Here is a 25,255-nt window from a genome sequence, read left to right on the forward strand (position 1 = left end):
AATATCGGTCGCCATGATACCAATCGAATGCAAATGGCGGTTCACGAAAGTGAAGAAAAAGGAAAACCAGCAGTTACCCATTTTAAAGTTTTGGAACGATTTGGCTACGTTACCTTAATTTCTTGTCAATTAGAAACGGGTAGAACACACCAAATAAGGGTTCATATGAAGCATATTGGTCATACGCTTTTTAACGACGAGCGTTATGGAGGTAATTCTATTTTAAAAGGAACAACTTTTACAAAATATAAACAGTTTATTGATAATTGTTTTAAAACCTTGCCAAGACAAGCATTGCATGCCAAAACACTAGGTTTTGAACATCCAATTACCAAAGAATTTTTACGTTTTAATACGCCAATTCCGCAAGATTTACAAGATTGTATTGAAAAATGGAGGGTATATTCAAAAGCACAAACGTTTTCCGAAGAAACATAATTTCAATCCTTAATTATCTTTTAATCGTATGAAAATTGTTATTTCACCTGCAAAATCTTTAAATTTAGATAAAGAACTTCCTACTTCATTAGTTTCGGAAGCATCTTTTTTAAAACAAGCTGAAACCATTCAGAAAACGTTAAAAAAGAAAAAGCCAAAACAATTGATGGAATTGATGGATATTTCTGTGAAATTAGCAGATTTAAATTGGCAAAGAAATCAAGATTGGCAACTTCCTTTTACACCAGAAAATGCTCGACCAGCTATTTATACTTTTGATGGTGAAGTGTATACAGGTTTAGACGCTTATTCATTACCTACAGAGAAAGTTGCCATTTTACAAGATAAATTGCGTATTTTATCTGGATTGTATGGCGTATTGAAACCTTTAGATTTAATGCAAGCCTACCGTTTAGAAATGGGTACTTCCATAGTAATAGGTTCGAATAAAAATTTATATGAATTTTGGAAAACATCAGTTACGGATAATTTAAATTCAGAGTTAAATAAAGACGAGTTATTTGTGAATTTAGCCAGTAACGAATATTTTTCTGCCGTTGATGCTAAAAAATTAAAAGGAGCTATAATCACTCCAGAATTTAAAGATTACAAAGACGGTAAACTCAAAATGATTTCGTTTTTCGCGAAAAAAGCTCGAGGTTTAATGGTCCGATATATTATTGATACAAATGCTGAAACAGTTGATGATTTAAAAGGTTTCAACTATGAAGGGTATGCGTTTGATAGTAATTTATCAGAAGGAAATAAATTGGTCTTTACGAGATAAAAAAAACCTCTAACTTTCGCTAGAGGTTTCTGTTTCTTTATTAATTATAGTTTATTTTACAATTAATTTTTTTACAATTCCTTCGCTAGTTTTTACTAAATAAATTCCTTTTGAAAGTTGACTTGTATTTATTGTATAGGCTTCTTTTTCTGCGCTAATTTTCTTTCCAGATATGTCAAATAATTCATAATCAGCAACTCTATTGAAATACACAATTCCATTTTCAGACGGATTAGGGAAAATTGTAAATGTTTTAGTGTCTGAATCAAAGCTAGGATTGGTTAATGCATTTGTGTCTACTTCAAAAGTAGTAATTGTACCACTAATTTCGTTAGCTACCAATATATATGCTTTTCCATTTGGACTGTTTTCAGGTTTAATATAAGTTATCCCTTCAGGTCCATGATCTCCTGCCCAAGCTGAAGTAATTCTGCTATTTTTATAATCTACAAAAGTTACATTGTTTGGATTTGTAATATTATAAACCATAACGCCACCCACTCTTTCTAGAGAAATAAACGCAAAAGTTTGGGTTCCAATTTGAGCAATTGCTACTCCTTCTGGTTCAGGTCCTTTAGCACGGCTACGACCCTTAGGAGTATTGTTTTCGTGGTCGGCATTGAAAATAGTAGGATAATTGGCAGCTGTATATTTTTCAAAATCATCACCACTATCAAAAACAATTTGTTTTGTGGTAGCATTAAAAATTGAAAAGGAACGAGATCCAACCGAACTAATCACATCAAAATCAGCATCACCGTCAGTATTTCCACTTAAATTTGACACTCTAAAACGTCCCATATTATAAGATTGTTTTAGAACTGAAGCATTTGGATACAATGCTGAATCTAAAATGTAAGTTGATGCACCAACAGTAGTTCTTTCATTAAGATCAGTATATTCTTTTTCATCACCTTCGTTAGCTGTTACTAAATAAGTTGTTCCTCCTACAGTATAATTTGCAACTGCATCAGGCATATAAAATGCTTTAATTGGCCAATTTGCAATTAACACTTGTCCGTTGTTATCAGAAATATCCATTCCGTTTCCAGGAATACTAACATCTTTTGCTCCTAAAGCCCAAAGGTCAGAAATAGTTGAAGTTGTTAAATTTATTTCTGCTATTGCGTTATTTTCTTGAATTGTCACCCAAGCTTTTTGAGAATCGGCACTTATAGTTATAAACTCTGGTTCAAAATCTTGTGACAAAGTACTTGTTAGCTTTAATTTTCTAACTCCAGATGCTATTAGTGCAGTTTCTTGAGTATTAAATGCTGTAAATAATAATGTTATTACATTAGATTGAGTTAAAGCAAGAATTCCTCCAGAAATATCAATTATACTTACTGAACCTTCTGGATCAACTGAATAGTTTGCGTTTGGTTGACCTTCATTAGCAGTCATTACTTTCGTTCCATCAGGTGAAAAGGTAATCATATCAGGTAATGCCCCAACAGTTACTTGCTTAAGAAAAGTTCCATTTGTATCAAAAAACACTACAGAACCATTTAAAGTTGCGTCTACATTTGGTGAAGCTACAGCAACAATTCCGTTTTTTACAGCCACTGAAGTTACACTACCATAAGTGTTCATATTGATAGATGACACCAATATAGGTGCTGCTGGATTTGAAAAATTAATTATATCCAAAAATCCTGCGATGGCACTTGTTGTGAATAAACGTTGAGATGCTGGATCGTGTACTACGATTTCACAAGTACTTGAACTTGTAGCCGATGGGTCAAAACTACCAATGTAATTTAGTTCAATTTCTTGTGAAGGAACAGGTGCCAAATCATCATTATCTATAATAAATATGGTTGCTGTGCTAGCAGTAGCTGTTACACTTACTCCAACAGGATTTTCTAAGCTTAAAACAAAATATTCCGCTTGTTGTTCTAAGGCAGTATCATTTATAATTGGAATACTTATCGTTTGTGTTAAAGGGCTAGAACTTGTAAAGTTTAGTGTTTGAGTCGCTAATGTAAAATCAGATGCATTTGCAGTACTGAATGGACTAGATTTAACAACTAAATCTACTGATGAAGTTGTAGGACTTACTAAATTTATAGTAAAATTAAGTGAACCTGCGGTTTCATTAACTGTTACAAAATTTGATGCAAAAGCAACACTTGGTACTACAGTAGTAAAAGTTGAAGTTTGGATAGTAGTTAAAGCATTATTGCTTAAATCTTCAACAGAATTTGGTAGTAAAGCTACATAATACAATTGGCTAGTACTTAAAATTGCTGAAGGTGTAATTGTAATTACGTTACCAGTAATTGTGGCATCAAATGGAACACTAGTTCCTGTTGCATTGCTTAATCGAAATTCAATTAAAGCATCCACATTTGTATTTGTAATGGCACTATTATCTATCAATCGTACAGCTTCATTAAAAGTAATTGTTGGATTTGTAGTCGTAGCAATATTCACAGCAGCGTTAGCTGGAACTATTGTAGCTGTTGGCGGAGTTGTATCTCCACCTCCTACGGTTGTTCCTTCTAAAGTAAAATTATCAAAACGATTATTTCCAACCGTTCCACCAGCTCCTTGTGCAAATTCAACTTTTAATTTAAAATTTGCATTATTATTTGCTCCTGTTATTGAAGATAAATCTAAAGTGGTCAATGCTGGATTAGCATCATTAATTGTAACAGATGTAAAAACAACATAGCTTGAACCATCCAAAGTATAGTACCAAGTTTGAGTTCCCGCACCAGAACCCGATCTTCTGGTTGCAAATTTCACAATAATGTTCTCATATCCAGAAGTTGGCAACGTAAAAATCAAAGCGCCACCAATAGGATTATCATAACGTAAATGAGTACCAGAGACATCACTATTTCTAGCATTTAAATTTTGAACATCGAAGTTTTGTGCAGTACCACTTAAATTAATTACACTAGTACCTGCATTCACAGCTAGTAGAGATGCCCCTCCTGCTGTTTGAGATGGAGTTGTTATTGCTGCTATTGAAGCATTATCATTAAAGTTCCAATAATGAACTAAATTTTGTCCCCAAGTAAAAGAAGAAATGAATAATAAACTAAATAGTAAGGTTTCTTTTTTAAAGTAATTTTTTGTCATGATTTTTATAGTTTAAGATGACTACAAATATCAATTGACAAGATTAAAATATCATTATTCAAAAAATAATAAACAGTAAAGAAGTTTGTTTGAATCTTTACAAATTGTCAAATTATCACTACTTTTTTAGTATTTTTTTTACCACATTATTAACTTAACTTAAAATTAAAAATTCTCAAAATCTATAATTAATGCAAGTTTTAAAAAGTTTTAGTTAGAAAGCCAGTTCTCTAAAATCTGTTTTCCATCGGGAGTTAAAATACTTTCTGGATGAAATTGAACACCTCGAACATCGTAAACACTATGTTTAACCGACATAATGTTTTTGTTTTCATCTACAGAAGTGATTATTAAATTTTGCGGAAAATTGTCATTTGAAATTACCCAAGAATGATAACGTCCTACTTCAATTTGGTTTGGCAAATCGTTGAAAATATTATCGTTTTCAATAATCGTAATTTTTGAAGCAACGCCGTGATACACCTTGTCTAAATTGATTATTGTGCCACCAAAAACTTCTCCAATAGCTTGTAATCCCAAACAAATTCCTAAAATACTTTTGGTTTTAGCATAAGTTTGTATGACTTCTTTCAACAAACCAGCCTCACTTGGAATTCCTGGACCTGGTGATAAAACTATTTTATCAAAAGCATCTAATTCTTTTAATTCAAATTCGTCATTTCTAAAAACAGTAACCTTAGCACCTAAATCTTCTAAGTAGTGGACTAAATTATAGGTGAAACTATCGTAATTATCAATGACTGCAATTTTCATTAATATAAATTAGGATATTTAGACGGATTAGCTTCGTTCATAATTGCATATACTTTTTCAAAAATATCTTCGGCAGATGGTTTTGAAAAATAATCGCCATCAGTTCCATAGGCCGGTCTGTGTGGTTTTGCAGTTAATGTTTGTGGTGCACTATCTAAATATTGGTAGGCCTTTTGATTTTCAATAATCTCTTGTAAAATATAAGCACTAGCTCCGCCAGGAACGTCTTCGTCAATTACTAATAAACGATTTGTTTTTGCTACTGACTTCACAATATCATGATTGATATCGAAAGGCAATAACGATTGAATATCAATAATTTCGGCACTAATTCCAACCGATTCTAATTCGTTAGCGGCTTGTTCTACCAAACGCAAAGTTGAGCCATAACCAACTAAAGTTATGTCAGTTCCTGTTTTGATTGTCTCAACCAAGCCTATAGCTGTTTTGAATTCACCTAAATTAGTAGGCATTTTCTCTTTTAATCGGTAACCATTTAAACATTCGATTACCAAAGCAGGTTCGTCAGATTCTAAAAGTGTATTGTAGAAACCTGCCGCTTTGGTCATATTTCTAGGAACCAAAACATGGATGCCTCGAATTGCATTAATAATCATTCCCATGGGCGAACCTGAATGCCAAACACCTTCTAATCGATGACCACGAGTTCTAATAATTAAAGGCGCTTTTTGACGTCCAGCTGTTCTATATTGTAAGGTTGCTAAATCATCACTCATGATCTGAATAGCATATAATAAATAATCTAAATATTGAATTTCGGCAATAGGACGTAATCCTCTCATTGCCATACCAATACCTTGACCTAAAATTGTAGCTTCACGAATACCCACATCGGCAACACGTAATTCGCCATATTTTTCTTGCATTCCTTCTAAACCTTGATTTACGTCACCAATATTACCTGAATCTTCGCCAAAAATTAGTGTTTCAGGATATTTTGAAAAAATAGCATCAAAATTATCTCTTAAAACTAAACGAGCATCGACCTCTTCTGCAGTTGCATCATAAGTGGCTGCAGTTTCTTTTATATTGGTTACCGATTTTTTTGAATGTGAAAATAAGTGCGAACTGAATTTTGGTTGAATTTTTTCAGTGTAATTTTCAATCCAACTTGCTAAAGAGGCACGAGAATTTTCAGTAATAATCAAACGAAGTACTTTTCTAGCACCAGTGAGAATATCCTTACGAATAGGCTCTTTTATTGATGCAACATCATTAGCAATTTTCTCTATAAAAACTTTATTTGCACTTTCAGAAGCAATTGAGTTTAATAAACTGACTAATTCTTGTTGTTCTGCTTTTATAGGGTTTATAAAGTTAGACCAAGCCGTTTTCTTTCCTTCTAAAACGTCTTTTTTGGCCTGATTATCAATGGCGTCTAATTCTTCTAAAGCGGCAATATTATTGTCAACTAACCACGTTTTCATTTTAGTTAAACAATCAAATTCTGCTTCCCAAGCTAATCGCTCTTCATTCTTATATCGTTCGTGACTACCTGAAGTTGAATGTCCTTGAGGTTGTGTTAATTCTTGAACATGAACAAGAACTGGCACGTGTTCCTCACGCGCAATTTCAGCTGCTTTTTGATAGGTTTCTACTAATGAAGGGTAATCCCAACCCATAACGCGTAAAATTTCGTAACCTTTATTATCAGCATCTCTTTGAAAACCTTTTAATATTTCGGAGATATTTTCTTTGGTAGTTTGATGACGTGCATGGACCGAAATTCCGTACTCATCATCCCAAACACTCATGACCATTGGTACTTGTAATACACCAGCGGCGTTGATGGTTTCAAAAAATAATCCTTCAGAAGTAGAAGCATTTCCGATGGTTCCCCATGCTACTTCATTTCCATTTTTTGAAAAGTTAGTTTGATCAATTCCAGAAACATTTCTGTAAATTTTTGAAGCTTGTGCTAATCCTAATAAGCGAGGCATTTGCCCGGCAGTAGGAGAGATGTCTGAACTAGAATTTTTTTGTTCAGTTAAGTTATTCCAATTTCCATTTTCGTCTAATGAATGGGTAGCAAAGTGACCGCCCATTTGTCGTCCGGCGCTCATTGGGTCAAAATTTATATCGGTATGCCCATACAATCCTGCAAAAAATTGTTCTATTGTTAAATGTCCAATAGCCATCATGAAAGTTTGATCCCTATAATAGCCTGAGCGAAAATCACCTTCTAAAAAAGACTTTGCCATAGCTAATTGAGGAACTTCTTTTCCATCTCCAAAAATACCAAATTTGGCTTTTCCGGTTAAGACTTCTTTTCGACCTAATAAGCTACATTCTCTACTGATACGTCCAATTTTATAATCATTGAGGACTTCATTTTTGAAATCCTCAAAAGAGACTACTTCAGATGTAATTGCTTTTTCCATAAACGTTACTACGAAATTGATATTTTAACAAATTTAATTAAATCAGAATTATAAAACAATATGACCGACTTCTTTTTTTTAATTATTACTAATTTATCAAAGGTTTTGGTTTAAAAAAACCAATGAATTCAGTAATTAGGTAGGTACAGTTGTGAATTTCGTAATAAAACCTATAATTTTATATTAAAACCATTTTCTGGTAAATAATGAAACCAATGTTTTTGGGCTTAACGTTACTACAAATCTAATTTTTTCTCCATAATTATTCGAGTTTAATTCAAATCCATTCGTGGAATAAACAGGTAAAAATAACTCAAAATAATCGGGAACAAGATTTAAATGCAAACCTGAATCATATACAAATTTTGAATTGCTGTAATTGTTTTTCATCATTCCAACATCGCCATAGACTTGAATCCAATTCCAAACATTAAAAGTAGCGTTTATTGTGCTCATCCATTGGTTGGCAAATCGATCCTTTAGTTTTGATTTGAATCCACCTTCTACATAAACATATTGTTGGCTGTAAATTCCAGTAGCTTCACTGCGACCAAGTAAATTATAATCAAACATATAATCATTTGGACGATCTAAACCGAAGCTAAAGAAATCTGAATTGGTACTTCGATACATAAAAGCACCAAAAAACCATCTCAAACTTATTTGACGATTGTTCTTGAATAATTTTCGATAGTGTATTTCGGTGGCAATTTTTCCAAAAGAACTGGCTAATTGAAAATCATTAGAATAATAAAAATGTTTTGTTCCTTCTGATTGAAAATTGCTGTATTTTGCGTTAAAAATATTATAGTTTTCAGTACTTGAATCAAGTGTATATGCCGATTTTTCTCTATTGATATAGACTTGTCTTAGTTGAATTAATTCAGATTTATTTTTGCGTAAATTTTCATCTCTAAATCGGAATTGAACAATCGGAACTAAATTGGTGTAAAAAGCATCTGGCGCATAATGAAAACGATTTCCAGTAATGATGTATCTGATATTGTATAATTTTCCTTTTTCTCTTATATTATCTTCAACCATAGCATTGAATTTTCCAACGAGTGTGCCAGTATTTGTTGACAACATTGGAGAAACACTGAAAGTAAACGGTTTATTTAAAATAGATCGGTTATTGATTTTTAAACCTATTGAAACTCCGTCATAGGCATTAAATTCCACTTCAGGAACATAAAATATTTGGTTATAATGTGGTTCTTCTAAATCCTTAAAGAAATTTAATTTAAAGGGTCTGTTGTTAAAGAAAAAACCATTAAATGATTTCCAATTATTACGTAAATTGTATTCTGGAACTTCATTATTATAATTAAGAACAATTTTATCAGATTCTAATCTTGGAATTGTAATTATCGAATCGGTTTTAATATTTTCAAACCACATTTTGTTTACGATAGTATTATTTTTCAATTGGTACAATGAGATGGGCACATTTGTATTTGTTTTATTAATTATTGTAAACGAAATAGCGTCTTTAGTCTTGGTGACTTTACCGAATTTAAAATCAATAAGATCCCGACTTTCAATCATAGTTTTAAAAAACCAATCGATATTTTTAGGTGCATTTTTTTCTAAAATCGTTTCAAATTGTCTTGTATTTGAGCTAGAATATTGGTTAAGCAACATGAATTCTTTTATGCTAGAATTCACAATTTGATTGCCTAGAAAATTATCTAAATAGTTTAAACTTAAGCCTGCTTTGTATTTATTTGCAATTTGTTCGTTAAATTTTATCAATTTGTTTTTGGGCTCGTTTAGTGCTTGGTCCAAATTTTTTCGAGCCATCAACATTTGTAAATAATTGTATTGCTGATTGAACGGTAAATTAATGAAATGATAGGACTTAAGGATTTTTAAGTCTGCTAAATTACCGGTCATTTTACTATTTGGATAATATTTTTCGATATAGTTCATCATCAAAAAAACTTGAATTCCATCATATATCCAAGCTTCTTTTCTAGGATTTAGTTGTAAATTTTCTTTCAGATAATTATTTAAATACGCTTTTAAAAATTTAAGTTCAAACATAAATTCATCTGGAAAAGGACTTAAAAACCCAGGTAATTGATTAAGACCGTAAAACGGTTGTCGTTGATAATCTTCTTGCGAAATTAGTATTTTATGGGTAAACGATTTCCCAAGTTTTTCATCCGTAAAACGAGTGATTTTATCAATGAGTTCTGCTTTTTTTGTTTCATTTACTTTAGAATCATCAATCCCGCAGCTCAATTCAATTAGTTCATTTTTGTAGGTATTAAATGTGTTTTTTGTCTGTAAGTAAAGTACGGCTTCCTGCTTATTTGTTGCTTTTAAAAAATAATAGTTTTTGTTATCGCTTGATTGATTTTTTTTTTCGTCTAAATTACTTGATAATTTTAAATGGGATGGTGTTTCTATTTCTATTTCAAAATCGGTTAGCGCATTTGGAATATCGTCCAAATTCTCATTGCTTTGTTGAATAAATTGTTTGTTTTCATATTGTGAAGGTGATAAGTACCAATGTTTTAAAATAAGATTTCCGTCTTTATCAAATCCATATTTTGTGAATTTTTCATTTGGAATTTTCACGGAATATTCTAATATAATGGTTTCCTTTTTACAAGGTAAAATAGGGGAGTTAAGCAGTAATTTTAATACATCAATATGTTTTTCTTGACGTTGCCATTGAATATTATTTTGATTTATATCATTAATCGCTATAATTGAGGTGAAGCCTCTGTCTTTTTCTTTTGCTAAATGAAAGGCTCGAATAAATTCATCTGAAAAATGATTTGCAAGTGCAGATTTTTTTGAAGAAAAGGCATTATTCCAATCATTAAGAATAATTTCTGATATCGTATCGTTTGAAGTGTTATTGTAGGTTAAATACTGCTTTATGTACAACATTTTATTTTCAGCATCGACAACAACATTCATTTTAGAATAATGTTGCGCTGAGGCTGATATAGTGAAAAATAAAAGAATACCAAATAAACAATTGTATTTCAATTTTGAGTATAGTTTGTGTTTTACTACTAAATTTTTATAAAAATAGTTAAAAACGACAAAAACGCAACTTAATTTTAGATTAATATTCTTAGTATCTCATGTTTCAAAAATAACGTATCGTTAAAAAATAGTATCTTTGAATAAAATAGTAAATGATGTTTAAAAATATTTTGTTATTTTTTTCTCTTATTTTTTTCAATGTATCAGTTTCACAAGTGTTCATCAATGAGATCGATGCTGATAATCCGGGTAGCGATGTTAGGGAGTTTGTAGAGTTAAAATCGTCAACTCCTAATTTTTCCTTAAACGGTTATGTCCTTGTTTTTTTTAATGAATCCAATACGGCAAGCTATTATGCTTATGACTTAGATGGTTTTGTTACTGATGCAAATGGAATTGCTCATTTTGGGAATATTTTAGTTTCGCCGTCGCCTATTGGAACTATTCCAAGCAATAAAATTCAGAACGGACCTGATGTTGTAGCATTGTATCTTGGTAACGCAACCGATTTTCCATACACAACTACAACAGGTACTACTGCAACACTTACAAATTTAATAGATGCAATTGCTTATTCAAATAGTAATACTTCCGTAGCCACAAATTTAATGGCGCTTTTAAACCTCACGGTAAGTACTGCAGATATTGAAACAACCAATTCCATATCAAAGTCAATTCAGCGAAAAAATGATGGCACTTATGAAGTTAAACCACCAACACCAGGTGTTAATAATGACGGAACTGGAGTTGCTCTTAATTATTTATCAACTTCAATGATTGCTGATAATTTTAATGAGGGCCAACAATTTACAATACAATTCTCAACATCAGTACCAGTTACTTCTAATCTTGTTTTTACGTTTACACTACAAGAAGGCAATTTTACAATTTCAGATTATTCAGGCACAAATGTAAATACATCAACAGGAATTGTTACTGTAACCATTTTATCAGGAACTTCCTCTGCTTCAACAATTATAAACTTAACGGATGATACTATTTATGAAGGTGATGAAGAAACACATCTGGTTTTATCGACTCTACCAAGTGGTTATGTAAAAAATAATGATAATATATATATTAGAATCTATGATAATGATTTTATAGTTCAAAGTTTTGGTACTCCATTGAATCCAACTTATGGTATTGTTTCGCCTACCATTCCCTCTGGTTATTATGATTCATTGGAAGGATTATCCGGTGCCGCTTTAAAACAAGCTGTTCAAGACATTATTGCAAATCCTTCAGTAGTTAGACTGCATAGTTATGCTGATATTTGGGATATTATCAGAACTGCAGATCAAAATCCAGTCAATTCAAACCAAGTTTGGTGTATGTATATTGAGTCTCCAATGGCAAAATTAGATCAACAAGTGGGAAGTAGTATTGTAGGAAAATGGAATCGTGAACATATTTTTTGTCAATCAAGAGGAGGGTTTGAAGTTTCTAACAATGATTCGGCAGATGGAATTAATTTATGGAGTTCAACAAGTGCAGCTTCAGTTGTAGATGGTGTTTCTGATGCACATCATATTCGAGTTGAAAATGGTCAAGAAAATTCTTCGCGAAATAATAAAAATTATGGTACAGTGGCTTCGGCAACAGTTTATACCGGTCCTTCCAATACACAGGGTTCGTGGCATGGTGATGTAGCACGTGCATTGTTTTATATGGCCGTTCGTTTTAATGGATTGAATGTTGTGAATGGAGATCCAAATGAATACTTACCAAGTACAACCACCGCTTCAGGAAATATTGGCGATTTAGCAACTTTACTCAACTGGAATACAACTGATCCGAGAGATGATTATGAAATGAATCGAAATAATTACATTTATACTTGGCAAATGAATCGCAACCCATTTATTGATTACCCTTTATTAGCTAATTATGTTTTTGGAGCAAATTATGGCCAACAATGGTTCTCGTCTTTATCAAATCAAAGTCAAAATTTGTCTCGTGTTGTAGTGTATCCAAATCCTGCTGAAGATTATTTAGTTATTTCTGGATTAGACGGAAATGCAACCGTTGAGGTATTTACTATTACGGGTCAATTAATTCAACGCATCGATTTTGAAAATGAAATAAAGCTGAATTTAAATTGCAAGGCCGGAGTTTATTTAGTTAAGATAACTAACGGCTCACAAATTATCACAAAGAAAATAATTGTAAAATAAATAAAAAAGCCCCTCAGTTGAAGGACTTTTTTATTAGTTAGAAGTTAGGCGATAAATTGTATTTTTTGTAGAAGTTGTCTAAGGCTTCTAATACTTCATCTTCTGTGTCCACAACTTTTATGAGATTTAAATCATCTGGATTTGCATTTTTCATTTTATCAATCATGACTGCCTTAATCCAATCTAATAATCCAGTCCAAAATTCAGTTCCAACTAAAATAATTGGGAATTTTCCAATTTTCTTTGTTTGAATTAAGGTTACCGCTTCAAATAATTCATCCAATGTTCCAAAACCTCCAGGCATTACTACAAAACCTTGTGAATATTTTACAAACATTACTTTTCTAACAAAGAAGTAATCAAAGTTTAAGTTTTTGTCTTTATCGATATACGGATTGAAGTGTTGCTCAAATGGTAAATCAATATTTAAACCAACCGATGTTCCGCCACCATGATGTGCGCCTTTATTTCCAGCTTCCATTATTCCAGGACCGCCGCCGGTTATAACACCATAGCCTGCCTTACTAATTTTGTAAGCAATTTTTTCAGCTAATAAATAATATTTATCTTCTGGTTTTGTTCTTGCCGAACCAAAAATAGAGACACAAGGGCCTATTCTTCCCATAGATTCATAACCATTTACAAACTCTGACATTATTTTAAAAATTGCCCATGAATCGTTTGAGCGTATTTCATTCCAAGTTTTTTGCTTAAATTTTGCATGAATTCTATGATCGTCGTTTTCGTATTGATCTGCTGCCATATTTGTTTCGTTTTTATTTTTAAAAAAGCTTACTAAGATAATTCTTTTTTCAAAAACTGCGCTGTGTAGCTTTTTTTATTCTTTATAATTTCTTCTGGAGTTCCTTTTGCAACCACTTCTCCGCCACCTTTTCCGCCTTCATATCCAATATCAATTACATAATCGGCTAATTTTACTACGTCTAAATTGTGCTCTATAATTAATACCGTATTTCCTTTATTAACCAACACATTAATAACGTTCATTAAGACTCGAATGTCTTCAAAGTGTAAACCAGTGGTTGGTTCGTCTAAAATATAAAAGGTGTTTCCAGTATCTTTTTTAGAAAGTTCTGTTGCCAATTTAATACGTTGTGCTTCACCACCCGAAAGTGTTGTACTTTGCTGACCTAATGTAATATAACCCAATCCAACATCTTGAATGGTTTTTACTTTTCGATAGATTTTCGGAATGTTTTCAAAAAATTCTACTGCTTCATCTACTGTCATATTCAATACATCAGAAATTGATTTTCCTTTGTAGCGTATTTCCAAGGTTTCTCTGTTGAAACGTTTTCCCATACAGGTTTCGCATTCCACATAAACATCGGGTAAAAAGCTCATTTCGATAGTTCTAACACCAGAACCTTCACAAGTTTCACATCGTCCACCTTTTACATTAAAACTAAATCTTCCAGGTTTATATCCTCGAATCATCGCTTCTGGTGTTTGCGTGTATAAACTTCTAATTTCCGAAAAAACATCGGTATACGTCGCTGGATTGGATCGTGGTGTTCTTCCAATCGGACTTTGGTCGATGTCTATTACTTTATCAATATGTGCTAAACCTTCGATTTTTTTGTAAGGTTGTGGTTTTTTTACCGCATTGAAAAAATGTGCGTTTAATATCGGATACAAGGTTTCGTTTATTAAAGTTGATTTTCCACTTCCCGAAACTCCAGTTACACAAACTAATTTTCCTAACGGAATTTCAATCGAAACATTTTTTAAATTATTCCCCGTAGCACCAGATAATTTAATGGATTTTCCGTTGCCTTCTCTTCGAGTTTTTGGCACTTCAATCTTCATTTTGCCGTTCAAATATTGTGCGGTAATCGTATCTTCTTTCAATAATTCTTTAGGTGTGCCTTTACTAATGATTTGTCCACCAAAACGACCTGCTTTCGGACCAATATCAATCACATAATCCGCACGTTCAATCATTTCTTTATCGTGTTCTACTACGATTACGGAATTACCAATATCGCGTAAACTTTCTAACGATTTAATCAAGCGTTCGTTGTCTCTTTGGTGCAAGCCGATGCTTGGTTCGTCTAAAATATACAAAACTCCAACTAATTGCGAACCAATTTGCGTTGCCAATCGAATACGTTGCGCTTCACCACCCGAAAGTGATTTTGAACTTCGGTTGAGTGATAAATAATTTAAGCCTACATCTAGTAAAAATTGCAGGCGTGCGGTAATTTCTTTAACCACTTCAACCGCTATAATTTTTTGTTTTTCAGATAAATGTTGGTCTAAACCAGCAAACCATTCTGATAATTCGGCGATATCCATTTGTACCAATTCGCCAATATTTTTTCCGTTTAATTTGAAGTATAAGGATTCTTTTCTCAAACGTGTACCTTCGCAATCTGGACAATTATTTTCGTCCATAAATTCTTTTGCCCAACGTTTAATGCTTGCCGAATCGGAATTATCGTATTGATTTTTAATGAAGTTTGAAATTCCTTCAAAATCGATTTTATAATCTTTAGTAATTCCCATAACCTTTGACACAACAGAAAATTTTTCGTTTCCACCATATAAAATCATATCCATGGCTTCTTGCGGAATATCTTCAATAGCATCGGTTATTTTGAAATTATGTTTTTGTGCAATAATTTCTAGTTGCTTAAAAATCCAAGAACTTTTATATTCGCCCAAAGGTGCAAAACCACCATTTTTAATGGATGATTTCGAATTGGGTATGATTTTTTGTAAGTTAATTTCATTCACAGTTCCTAATCCATTGCAACATGGACAAGCACCTTTTGGAGAGTTGAATGAAAAATTATTGGGTTCAGGATTTGGATACGAAATTCCAGAAGACGGACACATCAGATTTCGACTATAAAAGCGCACTTCCAGACTTTCCTGTTCGATTACCATTATTACATCTTCGCCATGATACATAGCGGTTTTAATACTTTCCGACAAACGTTTGTCGGTATCTTCTTCGGTATCAATAGCCATTCGATCAATAACAATTTCAATATCATGTGTTTTATAACGATCGACTTTCATGCCATATTCTAAATCCCGAATCTGACCATTTACACGAACTTTTAAGAAACCTTGTTTGGCAATTTGCTCAAATAATTCCCGATAATGTCCTTTTCGAGAACGAACAACAGGTGCTAAAATAGAAATGCGTTTTCCATTAAAATCTTCTAAAATAAGCGATTTAATTTGGTCATCCGAATAGGAAATCATTTTTTCGCCCGTATTATAACTAAACGCATCGGCACCTCTTGCATACAATAAACGTAAAAAATCGTATATTTCAGTAATTGTTCCAACGGTTGAGCGTGGCGATTTATTCGTGGTTTTTTGTTCAATGGCAATTACTGGAGAAAGTCCGTCGATTTTATCCACATCAGGACGCTCTAATCCGCCAAGGAATTGACGTGCATAAGCCGAAAATGTTTCGATATATCTGCGCTGTCCTTCGGCATAAATGGTATCAAAAGCCAATGAAGATTTTCCAGAACCCGATAAACCTGTAATGACAACCAATTTTTCACGAGGAATGGATACGTCTATATTTTTAAGGTTATGGACTCTAGCACCAATAATTTCGATAGTTTCTTCAGTTGTGTGTTGCATAAATTTTTGGCAAAACGCAAAGATACTGATTTCAAACTAATTTTTATAGTATGTATAGGGTAAGAAATTAAAAAAGAAAGCGTTAAAGCAAACGCTTTCTTTGTCTATTATTGATGTAATCATTGATTGCTTTTTTTGTAGTGACCCAATTTCTACCTTCTTTATAAGCATCAATTTTTCCTTGCCGTGCTAATAAACTAACATACTCCTGACTGTAGGGTGTATTAGGTTCATTGACAATGTTAGCGATAGATTGATATTCTTCATCGTTATCACTTGGAATAGAAGTTAAATAAATATTAACCGTTCTTTCCAAGGCTTGACACATTAGCAAAGTTAACTTTTGATAATTACCATTATTTGCTTGATTTAAAGCATCATAATATTTTTTTCTATCGTTTTTTAAAATGATGGCAGGTGGAAAGCCTTTTCGCATGAGTAATAAATTCATAGCTAAACGAACGGTTCTTCCATTTCCATCAAAAAAAGGATGAATCCAAACTAATTTATGATGAAATATAGTAGCCAATTCAATATCATTCAATTGCAACGGATTTTCGTTTATAAACTGAATCAATTCGTCTAGTAAATCAGAAACTTTGTTAGCGTTTGGAGGAATAAAATTTGCACCAGTAATTCTTACGCCAGCGTTTCTAATTCTTCCCGCATAATCATCTTCAATTGTTCTTAATACCAAACCATGAAGCGACAAAATATCAATACTTCTAAGGATGTAATCTTCATTAACAATTTGATACAAATAATTAATCGCATGCTCGTGATTTTTTGCTTCAAAATGCTCTCTTAATGATTTTCCTTTTACTGTGATACCATCTTGAAGCACCATTTGTGTTTCTCGAAGTGAAAGTGTGTTACCTTCAATACTATTAGAATTATAAGTCCATTCTATAGAAAGTGATTCTTTAATTTTTGAAATAGCCGAATAGGGAAGTGGTCTGTTTTGATTGAGCACAGCTAGTTTATCATACAATCTATCGAAAGTTGATTGAAATTCTTCTCGGTAAGATAGGTCGATATTCCACATGGTTTTTATATTTCAACCACAAATGTACTAATATCGGATAGAATAAAAAAATATTTTATCCGATATTTAAATTTTTGACAATTGATTTTGAATATTCAGATGTTGGAATTTGGAATTTTGGTTATTGGAATTTACCTTATAATTGAAATTAATTAGTTCTTGTACTTGATTTACTCAATAATCATTGATTTCAAGCGGTGTCTGTATTTTTCCAATACTAGATGTTTGTGGATAAATCCAAGAAAGATCCCATCTTTTAAAACGGGGAGTACTTTACAATCAGAAGTATCAAATTTATCCATAATAGTTTCTAAAGTTTCATCGTAGAAAATAATCTCTTTAGGAGGTTGCATGATTTCTTCAACCGAGGTATATTTCACTTTAAATGCTGAAAATACAATTGGGCGAATATCATCCAATACAATCAATCCGATTAAATGATTATCATTATCTAAAACCGGAAATACATAATCGTCTGATTCTTGAATTTTTTGCACTAAAACTTCTAAACTACTATCTAACGAAATTGATTTATAATCGGTTTGAATTAATTTTGAAACATCAATAGAATTAAGAATATTGGTATCTCTATTATCGGTAAAAACTTCTCCTTTATCGGCTAAATTTTTAATATCAAACGAATAAGGTTCAAAGCGTTTAGAAATTGCAAAACTTACCGAAGAAACTACCATTAAAGGAACCATTAAATTGTAGCCACCTGTAATCTCAGCAATAAGGAAAATAGCGGTAAGTGGCGCATGAAATAACCCACTTAAAATTCCTGCCATTCCCACTAAAGTAAAGTTTCCAACAGGAAGTTTAGTGATACCAAGAAGATTAATAAAATAGGCCACACAAAACCCTAAATAAGAACCCACAAAAAGTGACGGAGCAAAATTGCCACCATTTCCGCCTGCTCCAAGAGTTAAACTAGTTGCGTATACTTTTATGAACATTGTTGTACTCACAAAAAGTAATAGTATCCAGCGAGTATCTTTAAAAGGTTCAAAAACAGTATTTTGCATTAATCTTTCTGGATTATTATCTGCTAATAGTTTAATACTTTCATAACCTTCGCCAAATAAGGAAGGAAAAAAGAAGATTAATATCCCAAGAATTCCAGCTCCAAATAATGCTTTATTAATGTAATTGAATTTTAATTTGGAAAAAAAATGTTCAATTTTCCTGAATGTTCGTGCATAATTAATTGAAACAAATCCGCTTAAAATTCCTAGCACAACATAATACGGTAAGTTATGAAAATCAAAAAACTGTACTTTTTTAAATGAGAAAAGAATAGTATCATTTAAAACAATGGTCGAGATTAATGCACCAGTTGCTGCGCTAATCATAATTGGAATAAATGCAGTTATACTTATTTCGGCTAAAATTACTTCGATAGCGAATAAAACACCTGCGATTGGAGCATTAAATGCAGCCGCTACACCAGCCGCTACACCACATGCCAATAATAATGTTCGGTCTTTATAACTAAGTCTGTAATTTTGCGCATAATTACTTCCAAAAGCCGCTCCTGTAATGGTAATAGGTGATTCTAATCCTGCACTTCCACCCATTCCAACAGTAAACGAACTAGTAATGATTTGCGCAAACATTTGTTTTCTGGGCATAATCCCCCTTTTTTTTGCTACAGCAAACATGATTTGAGACGTACCTTTTTCAATGGACCCATCAAGAACTTTTTTGATAATGATTACAGTGATGATAATTCCAATAATAGGTAAAGTGCTGTTGCTAAAAGGTAAATGAAAAACATCATCGAGTTTTTGAGAAGATTTAAAAACCCAGTGAGCAAATGTTTTTAGTAAAATAACCGCCATTGCAGAAGAAACCCCCACTAGTACACAAGACAAATAAATAAATTGTCTAGGTGTTAACATTGCTTTTAATAAAAAAATAAAACCCTCTAACCGTCTAAAATTCTTATATAGTATGGTTTTAAAGTAATTTCTTTTTTTTGATGACATTATATTGTTGTATTTTTTACGAAGGTAAATTATTCTGTGTAAAATAAAAATTATTAAAATTCAGCACGTTTTACTTCGCATGATAGCATTAATTCTTCAAAAAATAAGGTGAATTCGTTTTCAAATTCTTGATAATAGTATTTAAGTTCTACCACAGCTTCTTGCATCGCAACTCTATGGTGTGTTTTGTAATCCATTTGAAAAAGAATTTTTTCAATTCCTGTTATTGATGCATAACTTTCAAACCAATTTTGAGTTACTAAATAAGGAACAATTTTCTTGGTTTTTTCTTGAAGTAGATCAAGATTATTTTCTAATATTTGATAAAAATTTATCGCAAATTCTGGAAGCGAAATAGACGAATATTTTTCCCAGTTTTTCGCTAAAAAATGATCATATAAAATATCCATAATTACACCTGAATAATGACCATATTTTTCATGTAATCGATGCTTACTTTGTCTGTAAATAGGATGTGCATCAGTATAACTATCAATGTGCCGATGTAGTAAAATTCCATGCTGTAACTCTTTCTCATAATTTAGATATTGGTTGCCTTTGACGCTATCGGCCATAAAATTGCCAACTTTTATCAAATCATTTGTACCAGACAAATAAACATGAGCTAGATAATTCATTTTAGTAGATTCTTTTTGTAAATATAAAAAAAATAGACATGGATGTGTCACTTTGCCAACAACATCTTTTATATTTGTAATTTAAATTAATTTGTAAGAAATGACATTAATAAAATCAATATCTGGAATCAGAGGAACTATAGGTGGGGCAGTAGGAGATAACTTAACTCCGGTTGATGCCGTGAAATTTGCATCGGCATACGGTTCATTTTTAAAAATAAGACATGCTTCAAAAGGAAATGAACGATTAAAAGTAGTCATTGGTCGCGATGCACGAATTTCAGGGCCAATGATTCATAATTTAGTTATGAATACTTTGGTTGGTTTAGGAATTGATGTTATTGATTTAGGCCTATCAACTACACCAACAGTTGAAATTGCGGTACCATTAGAAAAAGCAGATGGCGGAATTATTTTAACCGCTTCACACAATCCGAAACAATGGAATGCCTTGAAATTACTTAATGAAAAAGGTGAATTTTTAAGTGGTAAGGAAGGCGAATTAATTTTAGAAATTGCAGAAAAGGAAGCTTTTGATTTTTCAGATGTAGATAATTTAGGCGAAGTAACCGAGAATAATGCTTACATGGATATCCATATCGATGAAGTATTAGAATTGCCATTAGTTGATGCCGATTTGGTTAAAACCAAAAAGTTTAAAGTGGTAGTCGATGGTGTTAATTCCTCGGGAGGAATTATTATCCCCAATTTACTAGAACAAATGGGCGTTGAGGTAGTAAAATTATATTGCGAACCTAATGGTCATTTTCCTCATAATCCAGAACCACTGAAAGAACATTTGGGAGATATATGTAAGTTAGTTGTAGCAGAAAAAGCCGATTTTGGAATAGTAGTGGATCCCGATGTAGATCGTTTAGCGTTTATTTCTAATGATGGAGAAATGTTTGGAGAAGAATATACTTTAGTCGCTGTTGCCGATTATGTTTTGTCTAAAACTCCAGGAAATACCGTTTCAAATATGTCTTCTTCTCGTGCTTTACGAGATATTACTGAAAAGCATGGCGGAACTTATCAAGCAAGTGCTGTAGGAGAAGTAAATGTAGTAGAGTTAATGAAGAAAACCAATGCGATTATTGGCGGTGAAGGAAATGGAGGAATTATTTATCCATCTTCACATTATGGACGCGATAGTATGGTTGGCGTTGCTTTGTTTTTAACTTATTTAGCTGAACAAGATAAAACGGTGGCCGAAATTAGAGCTTCGTATCCACAATATTACATGAGCAAAAATAAAATTGAACTCACACCTCAAATAAATGTAGATAATGTTTTATCAACCTTAACGGATAAATACAAAACAGAAAATATTACAACAATTGATGGTGTAAAAATTGATTTTCCAACCGAATGGGTGCATTTAAGAAAATCAAACACAGAACCTATAATTCGAATTTATACTGAAGCGCCCACACAAAACGAAGCGGATATACTAGCCGAACGTTTTGTAAATGAATTAAAAGAAATAGCAGGAATATAAATTATAAGAGGCTGTCTAAAAAGTCGAAAGTTTGTCATTTCGACCATAGAGAGAAATCACATAACGCTGATTATGAGATTCCTCCTGTCGTCGGAATGACAAATTAGACGTTGTTTTTTACTTTTAAGACAGCTTCTTTATTCAATAAATGTTAGAATTTTTTCAATAACAATTGGATCTCCTAAAATTTTACGATGCCCTAAACCTTCTGTAATTAATAATTCAGAATGAGCCAGATGCTTTTCGATATGATAAGCTCCATTTACTGATACCTCACCATCGTTTAGATCATGAATCACCAGAACAGGAATCTGTATCATTTGTGCCGCTTTGTATGCAGAATAATCATCCATTTTTCCACTAAATTTGGTTTCAAAATAATCTTTTAAATACAAACCATAGTCGGATTTTAATTTTAACTTTTTAACAAAATCATCAATAATATCTTGAATTACATCTCCGCTTCCTATGGTAACTGCTTTTTTTACGGCTAAATTTTGTTTTATCGCATTCAAGATCGACATTCCTCCTAAAGAATGACCAATAGCATATTCAAAAGGGCCATATTTTTTTTCTAGTTCTAAAATGGAAGCAATAAATTCAATCATAATAGTATAACTGCCTTTCGATTTTCCGTGTGCAGGTGCATCAAAACTAATAATCATGAAACCTTTTTTGATTAATTCGTCAGCTATTTTTACTAATTGAGTGCCTCTTCCAGACCAACCATGAACTAATAAAACTTTCTTATCACTCTTACCATATTCATAAACCACAATTTCTTTATTAATGGCAGGAACTTGCATAATATGTTGTGTACTATTTTGATCCATTGCCAATTCTCTTTTTGGCATTTTATGTCTTATAGGAGTTGTAAATAATTTTGCAGCATACAAAGTGGCTAATTTCTTAGAAAAAGCTTGTAAAAATTGCGCAATTACAATAATTATTTTAGGGATTTTTTGGCTTGGAACCACTTTGTTTATATTTTTTGACATGCTCACTATTTTTATGCAAATTACAATAAATTAAGGTGTATATTCTATTTATTTATGTTAAAAAATGAAATAGAAAGTAAATTTAATAATTAAAAAAAATATAAAATTACCATCATAAAAATATAATAAAATGAGTAAATTTGTAATTAAAATAAACAATTGCTTTATGAAAAATCACCTAAAATTTTTGCTGCTTTTTGTATTGATTATTTCGTGTGCTAAAAATCCGTTTACCGGAAAAAGCACAATGGCTTTTGTACCAAATAGTCAAATTTTTCCTTCTGCTTTTCAGCAATACAATCAATTCTTATCAGAAAATAAAGTTATTAAAGGAACTACAGATGCTAAACGAATAGAAACCATTGGTTCGAAAATAAAAACTGCTGCAGAGCGTTACTTAACAGCAAATGGTAAACCAGACTATTTAAAAGACTATCAATGGGAATATAAGTTGATAGAAAGTAAAGAACTTAATGCGTGGTGTATGCCTGGTGGTAAAATTGTTTTTTATACCGGAATTTTACCCGTTTGTAAAGACGATGCAGGTATTGCTGCTGTAATGGGACATGAAGTAGCGCATGCATTGGCAAATCACGGACAACAACGAATGAGTGCTGGACTATTGCAACAAATAGGCGCTGTTGGCGCTGCTGTAGCCGCTGAAAAATATACGCCAAAATACCAAAATGAAGCTATGCAAGCATATGGTGCGGGTTCGCAAGTGTTAGGAGTATTGCCATTTAGTAGAAGTCACGAGAGTGAAGCTGATATGATTGGATTAACATTAATGGCTATTGCGGGTTATGATCCTATTAATGCAGTAAAAGTTTGGGAACGCATGTCTGAACTTTCGAAAGGTAAAACACCACCTGAGTTTTTAAGTACACACCCAAGTAACGAAACCCGTATAAAAGAATTAACAGCTTTATTACCTCAGGCTAAAGCCGAAGCTGCAAAATTCGGTGTTACTTTTAAATAACTAAATAAAATACTATATTTGAATCCCAACTTAACACGCTGGGATTTTTAATATATGAAAAATTTAGAAAAAGGATCTCCCAAATTAATGCAGGCTTGGGCTTTTTACGATTGGGCAAATTCGGTGTATACTTTAGTAATTGCTTCAACCATTTTTCCAATTTATTACGGTGCCTTATTTAGACAAAAAGAAATCGAAGAAATTCAACTTGCTGGATTCACAATTCAAAGTGATGCTTTAATTCCTTATGTAACCGCCATTGGATTTTTAATTATAGCAGTTATTTCACCACTTCTTTCTGGTATAGCAGATTATTTAGGAAATAAGAAATTTTTCTTGCAGTTTTTTTGTTACCTCGGTTCAATTTCCTGCATGAGTTTGTACTTTTTTTCATTAGAAAATATAGTTGTAAGTCTGTTAATTTATTTACTAGCATTAATAGGCTTTTGGGGAAGTTTGGTGTTTTATAATTCGTATTTGCCAGACATCGCTCCTAAAGAAGAACAAGACCGTATCAGTGCAAAAGGGTTTAGTTTAGGCTATATAGGAAGCGTGATTTTGCTGCTTATTTGTTTAGCGATGGTTCTTTTGGTTGATGAAAGTAAAGCCATTCAAATGATGCGTTATTCTTTTGTTTTAGTTGGAATATGGTGGATTGGTTTTAGTCAATATACTTACTATTACTTGCCAAATCATAGAAACGATAAGAAATTACACGTAGATATTATTTTTAACGGCTTTAAAGAATTGAATAAAGTTTGGCAACAAATCAAGCATATCATAGCACTTAGACGTTATTTAGGTGCTTTTTTCGTGTACAGTATGGCGGTGCAAACTATAATGATCATTGCGGCCTATTTTGGAGAAAAAGAAGTAAATTGGGGAAGTGATAGTAAACGAACCATTGGCTTAATAGTCAGTATCTTAGTCATTCAATTAGTAGCGGTCTTTGGAGCCTGGATCACTTCAAAATTGGTTTCAAAATATGGAAACATAAAGATTTTAATAGTGTTAAATTTTTTGTGGATTTGCATATGTACGTATGCCTATTTTGTAATTACACCAAATGATTTTTACATAGCTGCATTTTGTGTAGGATTAGTAATGGGAGGGATTCAGTCGTTATCGCGCTCTACTTATTCTAAGTTGATTCCAACAGATGCAAAAGACACTACTTCTTTTTTTAGTTTTTATGACGTTGCCGAAAAAATAGGCATTGTCATTGGGATGTTAACTTACGGTTATATTGCAGATATTACTGGGCGTATTCAAAATGCTATCTTATTTTTAATTATATTTTTTATTGTAGGATTACTTTTACTCTTTAGAGTGCCAAAAAATAAAATTTAGTTTTATATTTGAAAACTTAATCTATTTAATTTATGAAACCAATAAAACGCATCTCATTTTTATTTTTAATTGCAATTTCTTTTGTATTAAATTCCTGTAGTAACGAACCCATAGATCCTGCTATTGATCCAAGCGCTAACAATGGAAGTTCTTCTGGTATTTATATGTGGAGTTTTAAATTGGATGGAGTTTTGTATGAATGGGAAGGAACTCTTCAAGATGGTGCTACAGGTGGAGGAAATTATACTGTAATTAACAATAAAGGGATGTTGAATTTATCATTATTAGATAATTCTTCACCAGTATTAGCAATTATTATTCAGTTTCCCAACGCTTCAACGGGTAACTTTACATTTAATGCTTCAAGTCCTGCTTCTGAAGGATTTACTTATTTAAAGTATAATCCTAATTTCGCAGCCGATACTTATATGTCTTCTTTTGGAGGAACTATGAAT

At 32.3% G+C, this 25,255-nt stretch carries 17 protein-coding genes; 7 read left to right on the forward strand and 10 right to left on the reverse strand.

The genetic code is table 11. The features are described 5' to 3' along the window. Window positions 1-438: RluA family pseudouridine synthase (locus ACIQZC_RS01730; RefSeq protein ID WP_396137511.1), on the forward strand; the 438-nt coding region annotated here is incomplete at its 5' end. A 28-nt stretch (window positions 439-466) separates the two neighbouring features. Beyond that, window positions 467-1,225, forward strand: a complete 759-nt coding sequence (yaaA, locus tag ACIQZC_RS01735) for a peroxide stress protein YaaA (RefSeq protein WP_396137512.1) — start codon at window positions 467-469, stop codon at window positions 1,223-1,225. A gap of 51 nt (window positions 1,226-1,276) precedes the next feature. Here the strand turns inward: yaaA and ACIQZC_RS01740 are convergent, their stop codons facing one another. The 4 genes from ACIQZC_RS01740 to ACIQZC_RS01755 form a co-directional block, all read right to left on the reverse strand. Next, entirely contained in the window at window positions 1,277-4,315 is a 3,039-nt protein-coding gene (locus ACIQZC_RS01740) for a choice-of-anchor I family protein (protein ID WP_396137513.1), read from the reverse strand. 210 nt (window positions 4,316-4,525) lie between these two features. Beyond that, entirely contained in the window at window positions 4,526-5,089 is a 564-nt protein-coding gene (locus tag ACIQZC_RS01745) for an anthranilate synthase component II (protein WP_396137514.1), read from the reverse strand. Then, complete coding sequence (locus ACIQZC_RS01750) at window positions 5,089-7,491, reverse strand: thiamine pyrophosphate-dependent enzyme (RefSeq protein ID WP_396137515.1); 2,403 nt, start codon at window positions 7,489-7,491, stop codon at window positions 5,089-5,091. The genes ACIQZC_RS01745 and ACIQZC_RS01750 overlap by 1 nt, the downstream gene beginning before the upstream one ends. A gap of 183 nt (window positions 7,492-7,674) precedes the next feature. Beyond that, entirely contained in the window at window positions 7,675-10,425 is a 2,751-nt protein-coding gene (locus tag ACIQZC_RS01755; RefSeq protein ID WP_396137516.1) for an aminopeptidase, read from the reverse strand. Between the two features lie 227 nt (window positions 10,426-10,652). Between ACIQZC_RS01755 and ACIQZC_RS01760 the strand changes: the two genes are divergently transcribed. Further along, window positions 10,653-12,674 (forward strand): endonuclease, encoded by a 2,022-nt coding sequence (locus ACIQZC_RS01760; protein ID WP_396137517.1) that lies wholly within the window; start codon window positions 10,653-10,655, stop codon window positions 12,672-12,674. 37 nt (window positions 12,675-12,711) lie between these two features. Here the strand turns inward: ACIQZC_RS01760 and ACIQZC_RS01765 are convergent, their stop codons facing one another. The 5 genes from ACIQZC_RS01765 to ACIQZC_RS01785 form a co-directional block, all read right to left on the reverse strand. Further along, on the reverse strand, window positions 12,712-13,437 hold the full coding sequence (locus ACIQZC_RS01765; RefSeq protein WP_396137518.1) for a TIGR00730 family Rossman fold protein: 726 nt from the start codon (window positions 13,435-13,437) through the stop codon (window positions 12,712-12,714). Between the two features lie 32 nt (window positions 13,438-13,469). Continuing rightward, window positions 13,470-16,304, reverse strand: coding sequence for an excinuclease ABC subunit UvrA (uvrA, locus tag ACIQZC_RS01770; RefSeq protein WP_396137519.1), 2,835 nt, complete (start codon window positions 16,302-16,304; stop codon window positions 13,470-13,472). Between the two features lie 82 nt (window positions 16,305-16,386). After that, complete coding sequence (locus tag ACIQZC_RS01775) at window positions 16,387-17,349, reverse strand: Fic family protein (protein WP_396137520.1); 963 nt, start codon at window positions 17,347-17,349, stop codon at window positions 16,387-16,389. Between the two features lie 170 nt (window positions 17,350-17,519). Next, entirely contained in the window at window positions 17,520-19,337 is a 1,818-nt protein-coding gene (locus tag ACIQZC_RS01780; protein ID WP_396137521.1) for a chloride channel protein, read from the reverse strand. A gap of 53 nt (window positions 19,338-19,390) precedes the next feature. Next, on the reverse strand, window positions 19,391-19,975 hold the full coding sequence (locus ACIQZC_RS01785) for an ACP phosphodiesterase (RefSeq protein ID WP_396137522.1): 585 nt from the start codon (window positions 19,973-19,975) through the stop codon (window positions 19,391-19,393). A gap of 100 nt (window positions 19,976-20,075) precedes the next feature. Here ACIQZC_RS01785 and glmM point away from each other — a divergent pair, with 100 nt between their 5' ends. Continuing rightward, window positions 20,076-21,473 carry a phosphoglucosamine mutase gene (gene glmM / locus ACIQZC_RS01790; RefSeq protein ID WP_396137523.1) on the forward strand — a complete coding sequence of 466 codons (1,398 nt, stop codon included), beginning with the start codon at window positions 20,076-20,078 and terminating at the stop codon, window positions 21,471-21,473. A 137-nt stretch (window positions 21,474-21,610) separates the two neighbouring features. Here the strand turns inward: glmM and ACIQZC_RS01795 are convergent, their stop codons facing one another. Further along, the gene (locus ACIQZC_RS01795; protein ID WP_396137524.1) at window positions 21,611-22,471 is read right to left on the reverse strand and encodes an alpha/beta fold hydrolase; all 861 of its coding nucleotides are present in this window, start codon (window positions 22,469-22,471) and stop codon (window positions 21,611-21,613) included. Between the two features lie 166 nt (window positions 22,472-22,637). On the opposite strand from ACIQZC_RS01795, the gene ACIQZC_RS01800 reads away from it, so the two are divergent. From ACIQZC_RS01800 to ACIQZC_RS01810, 3 genes are all read left to right on the forward strand, one after another. Further along, complete coding sequence (locus tag ACIQZC_RS01800) at window positions 22,638-23,450, forward strand: M48 family metallopeptidase (RefSeq protein ID WP_396137525.1); 813 nt, start codon at window positions 22,638-22,640, stop codon at window positions 23,448-23,450. A gap of 54 nt (window positions 23,451-23,504) precedes the next feature. Beyond that, on the forward strand, window positions 23,505-24,800 hold the full coding sequence (locus tag ACIQZC_RS01805) for an MFS transporter (protein WP_396137526.1): 1,296 nt from the start codon (window positions 23,505-23,507) through the stop codon (window positions 24,798-24,800). 32 nt (window positions 24,801-24,832) lie between these two features. Continuing rightward, window positions 24,833-25,255: hypothetical protein (locus ACIQZC_RS01810; RefSeq protein ID WP_396137527.1), on the forward strand; the 423-nt coding region annotated here is incomplete at its 3' end.

Origin of the sequence: Flavobacterium sp. (assembly GCF_044338735.1) — a bacterium.
GTDB lineage: Bacteria > Bacteroidota > Bacteroidia > Flavobacteriales > Flavobacteriaceae > Flavobacterium.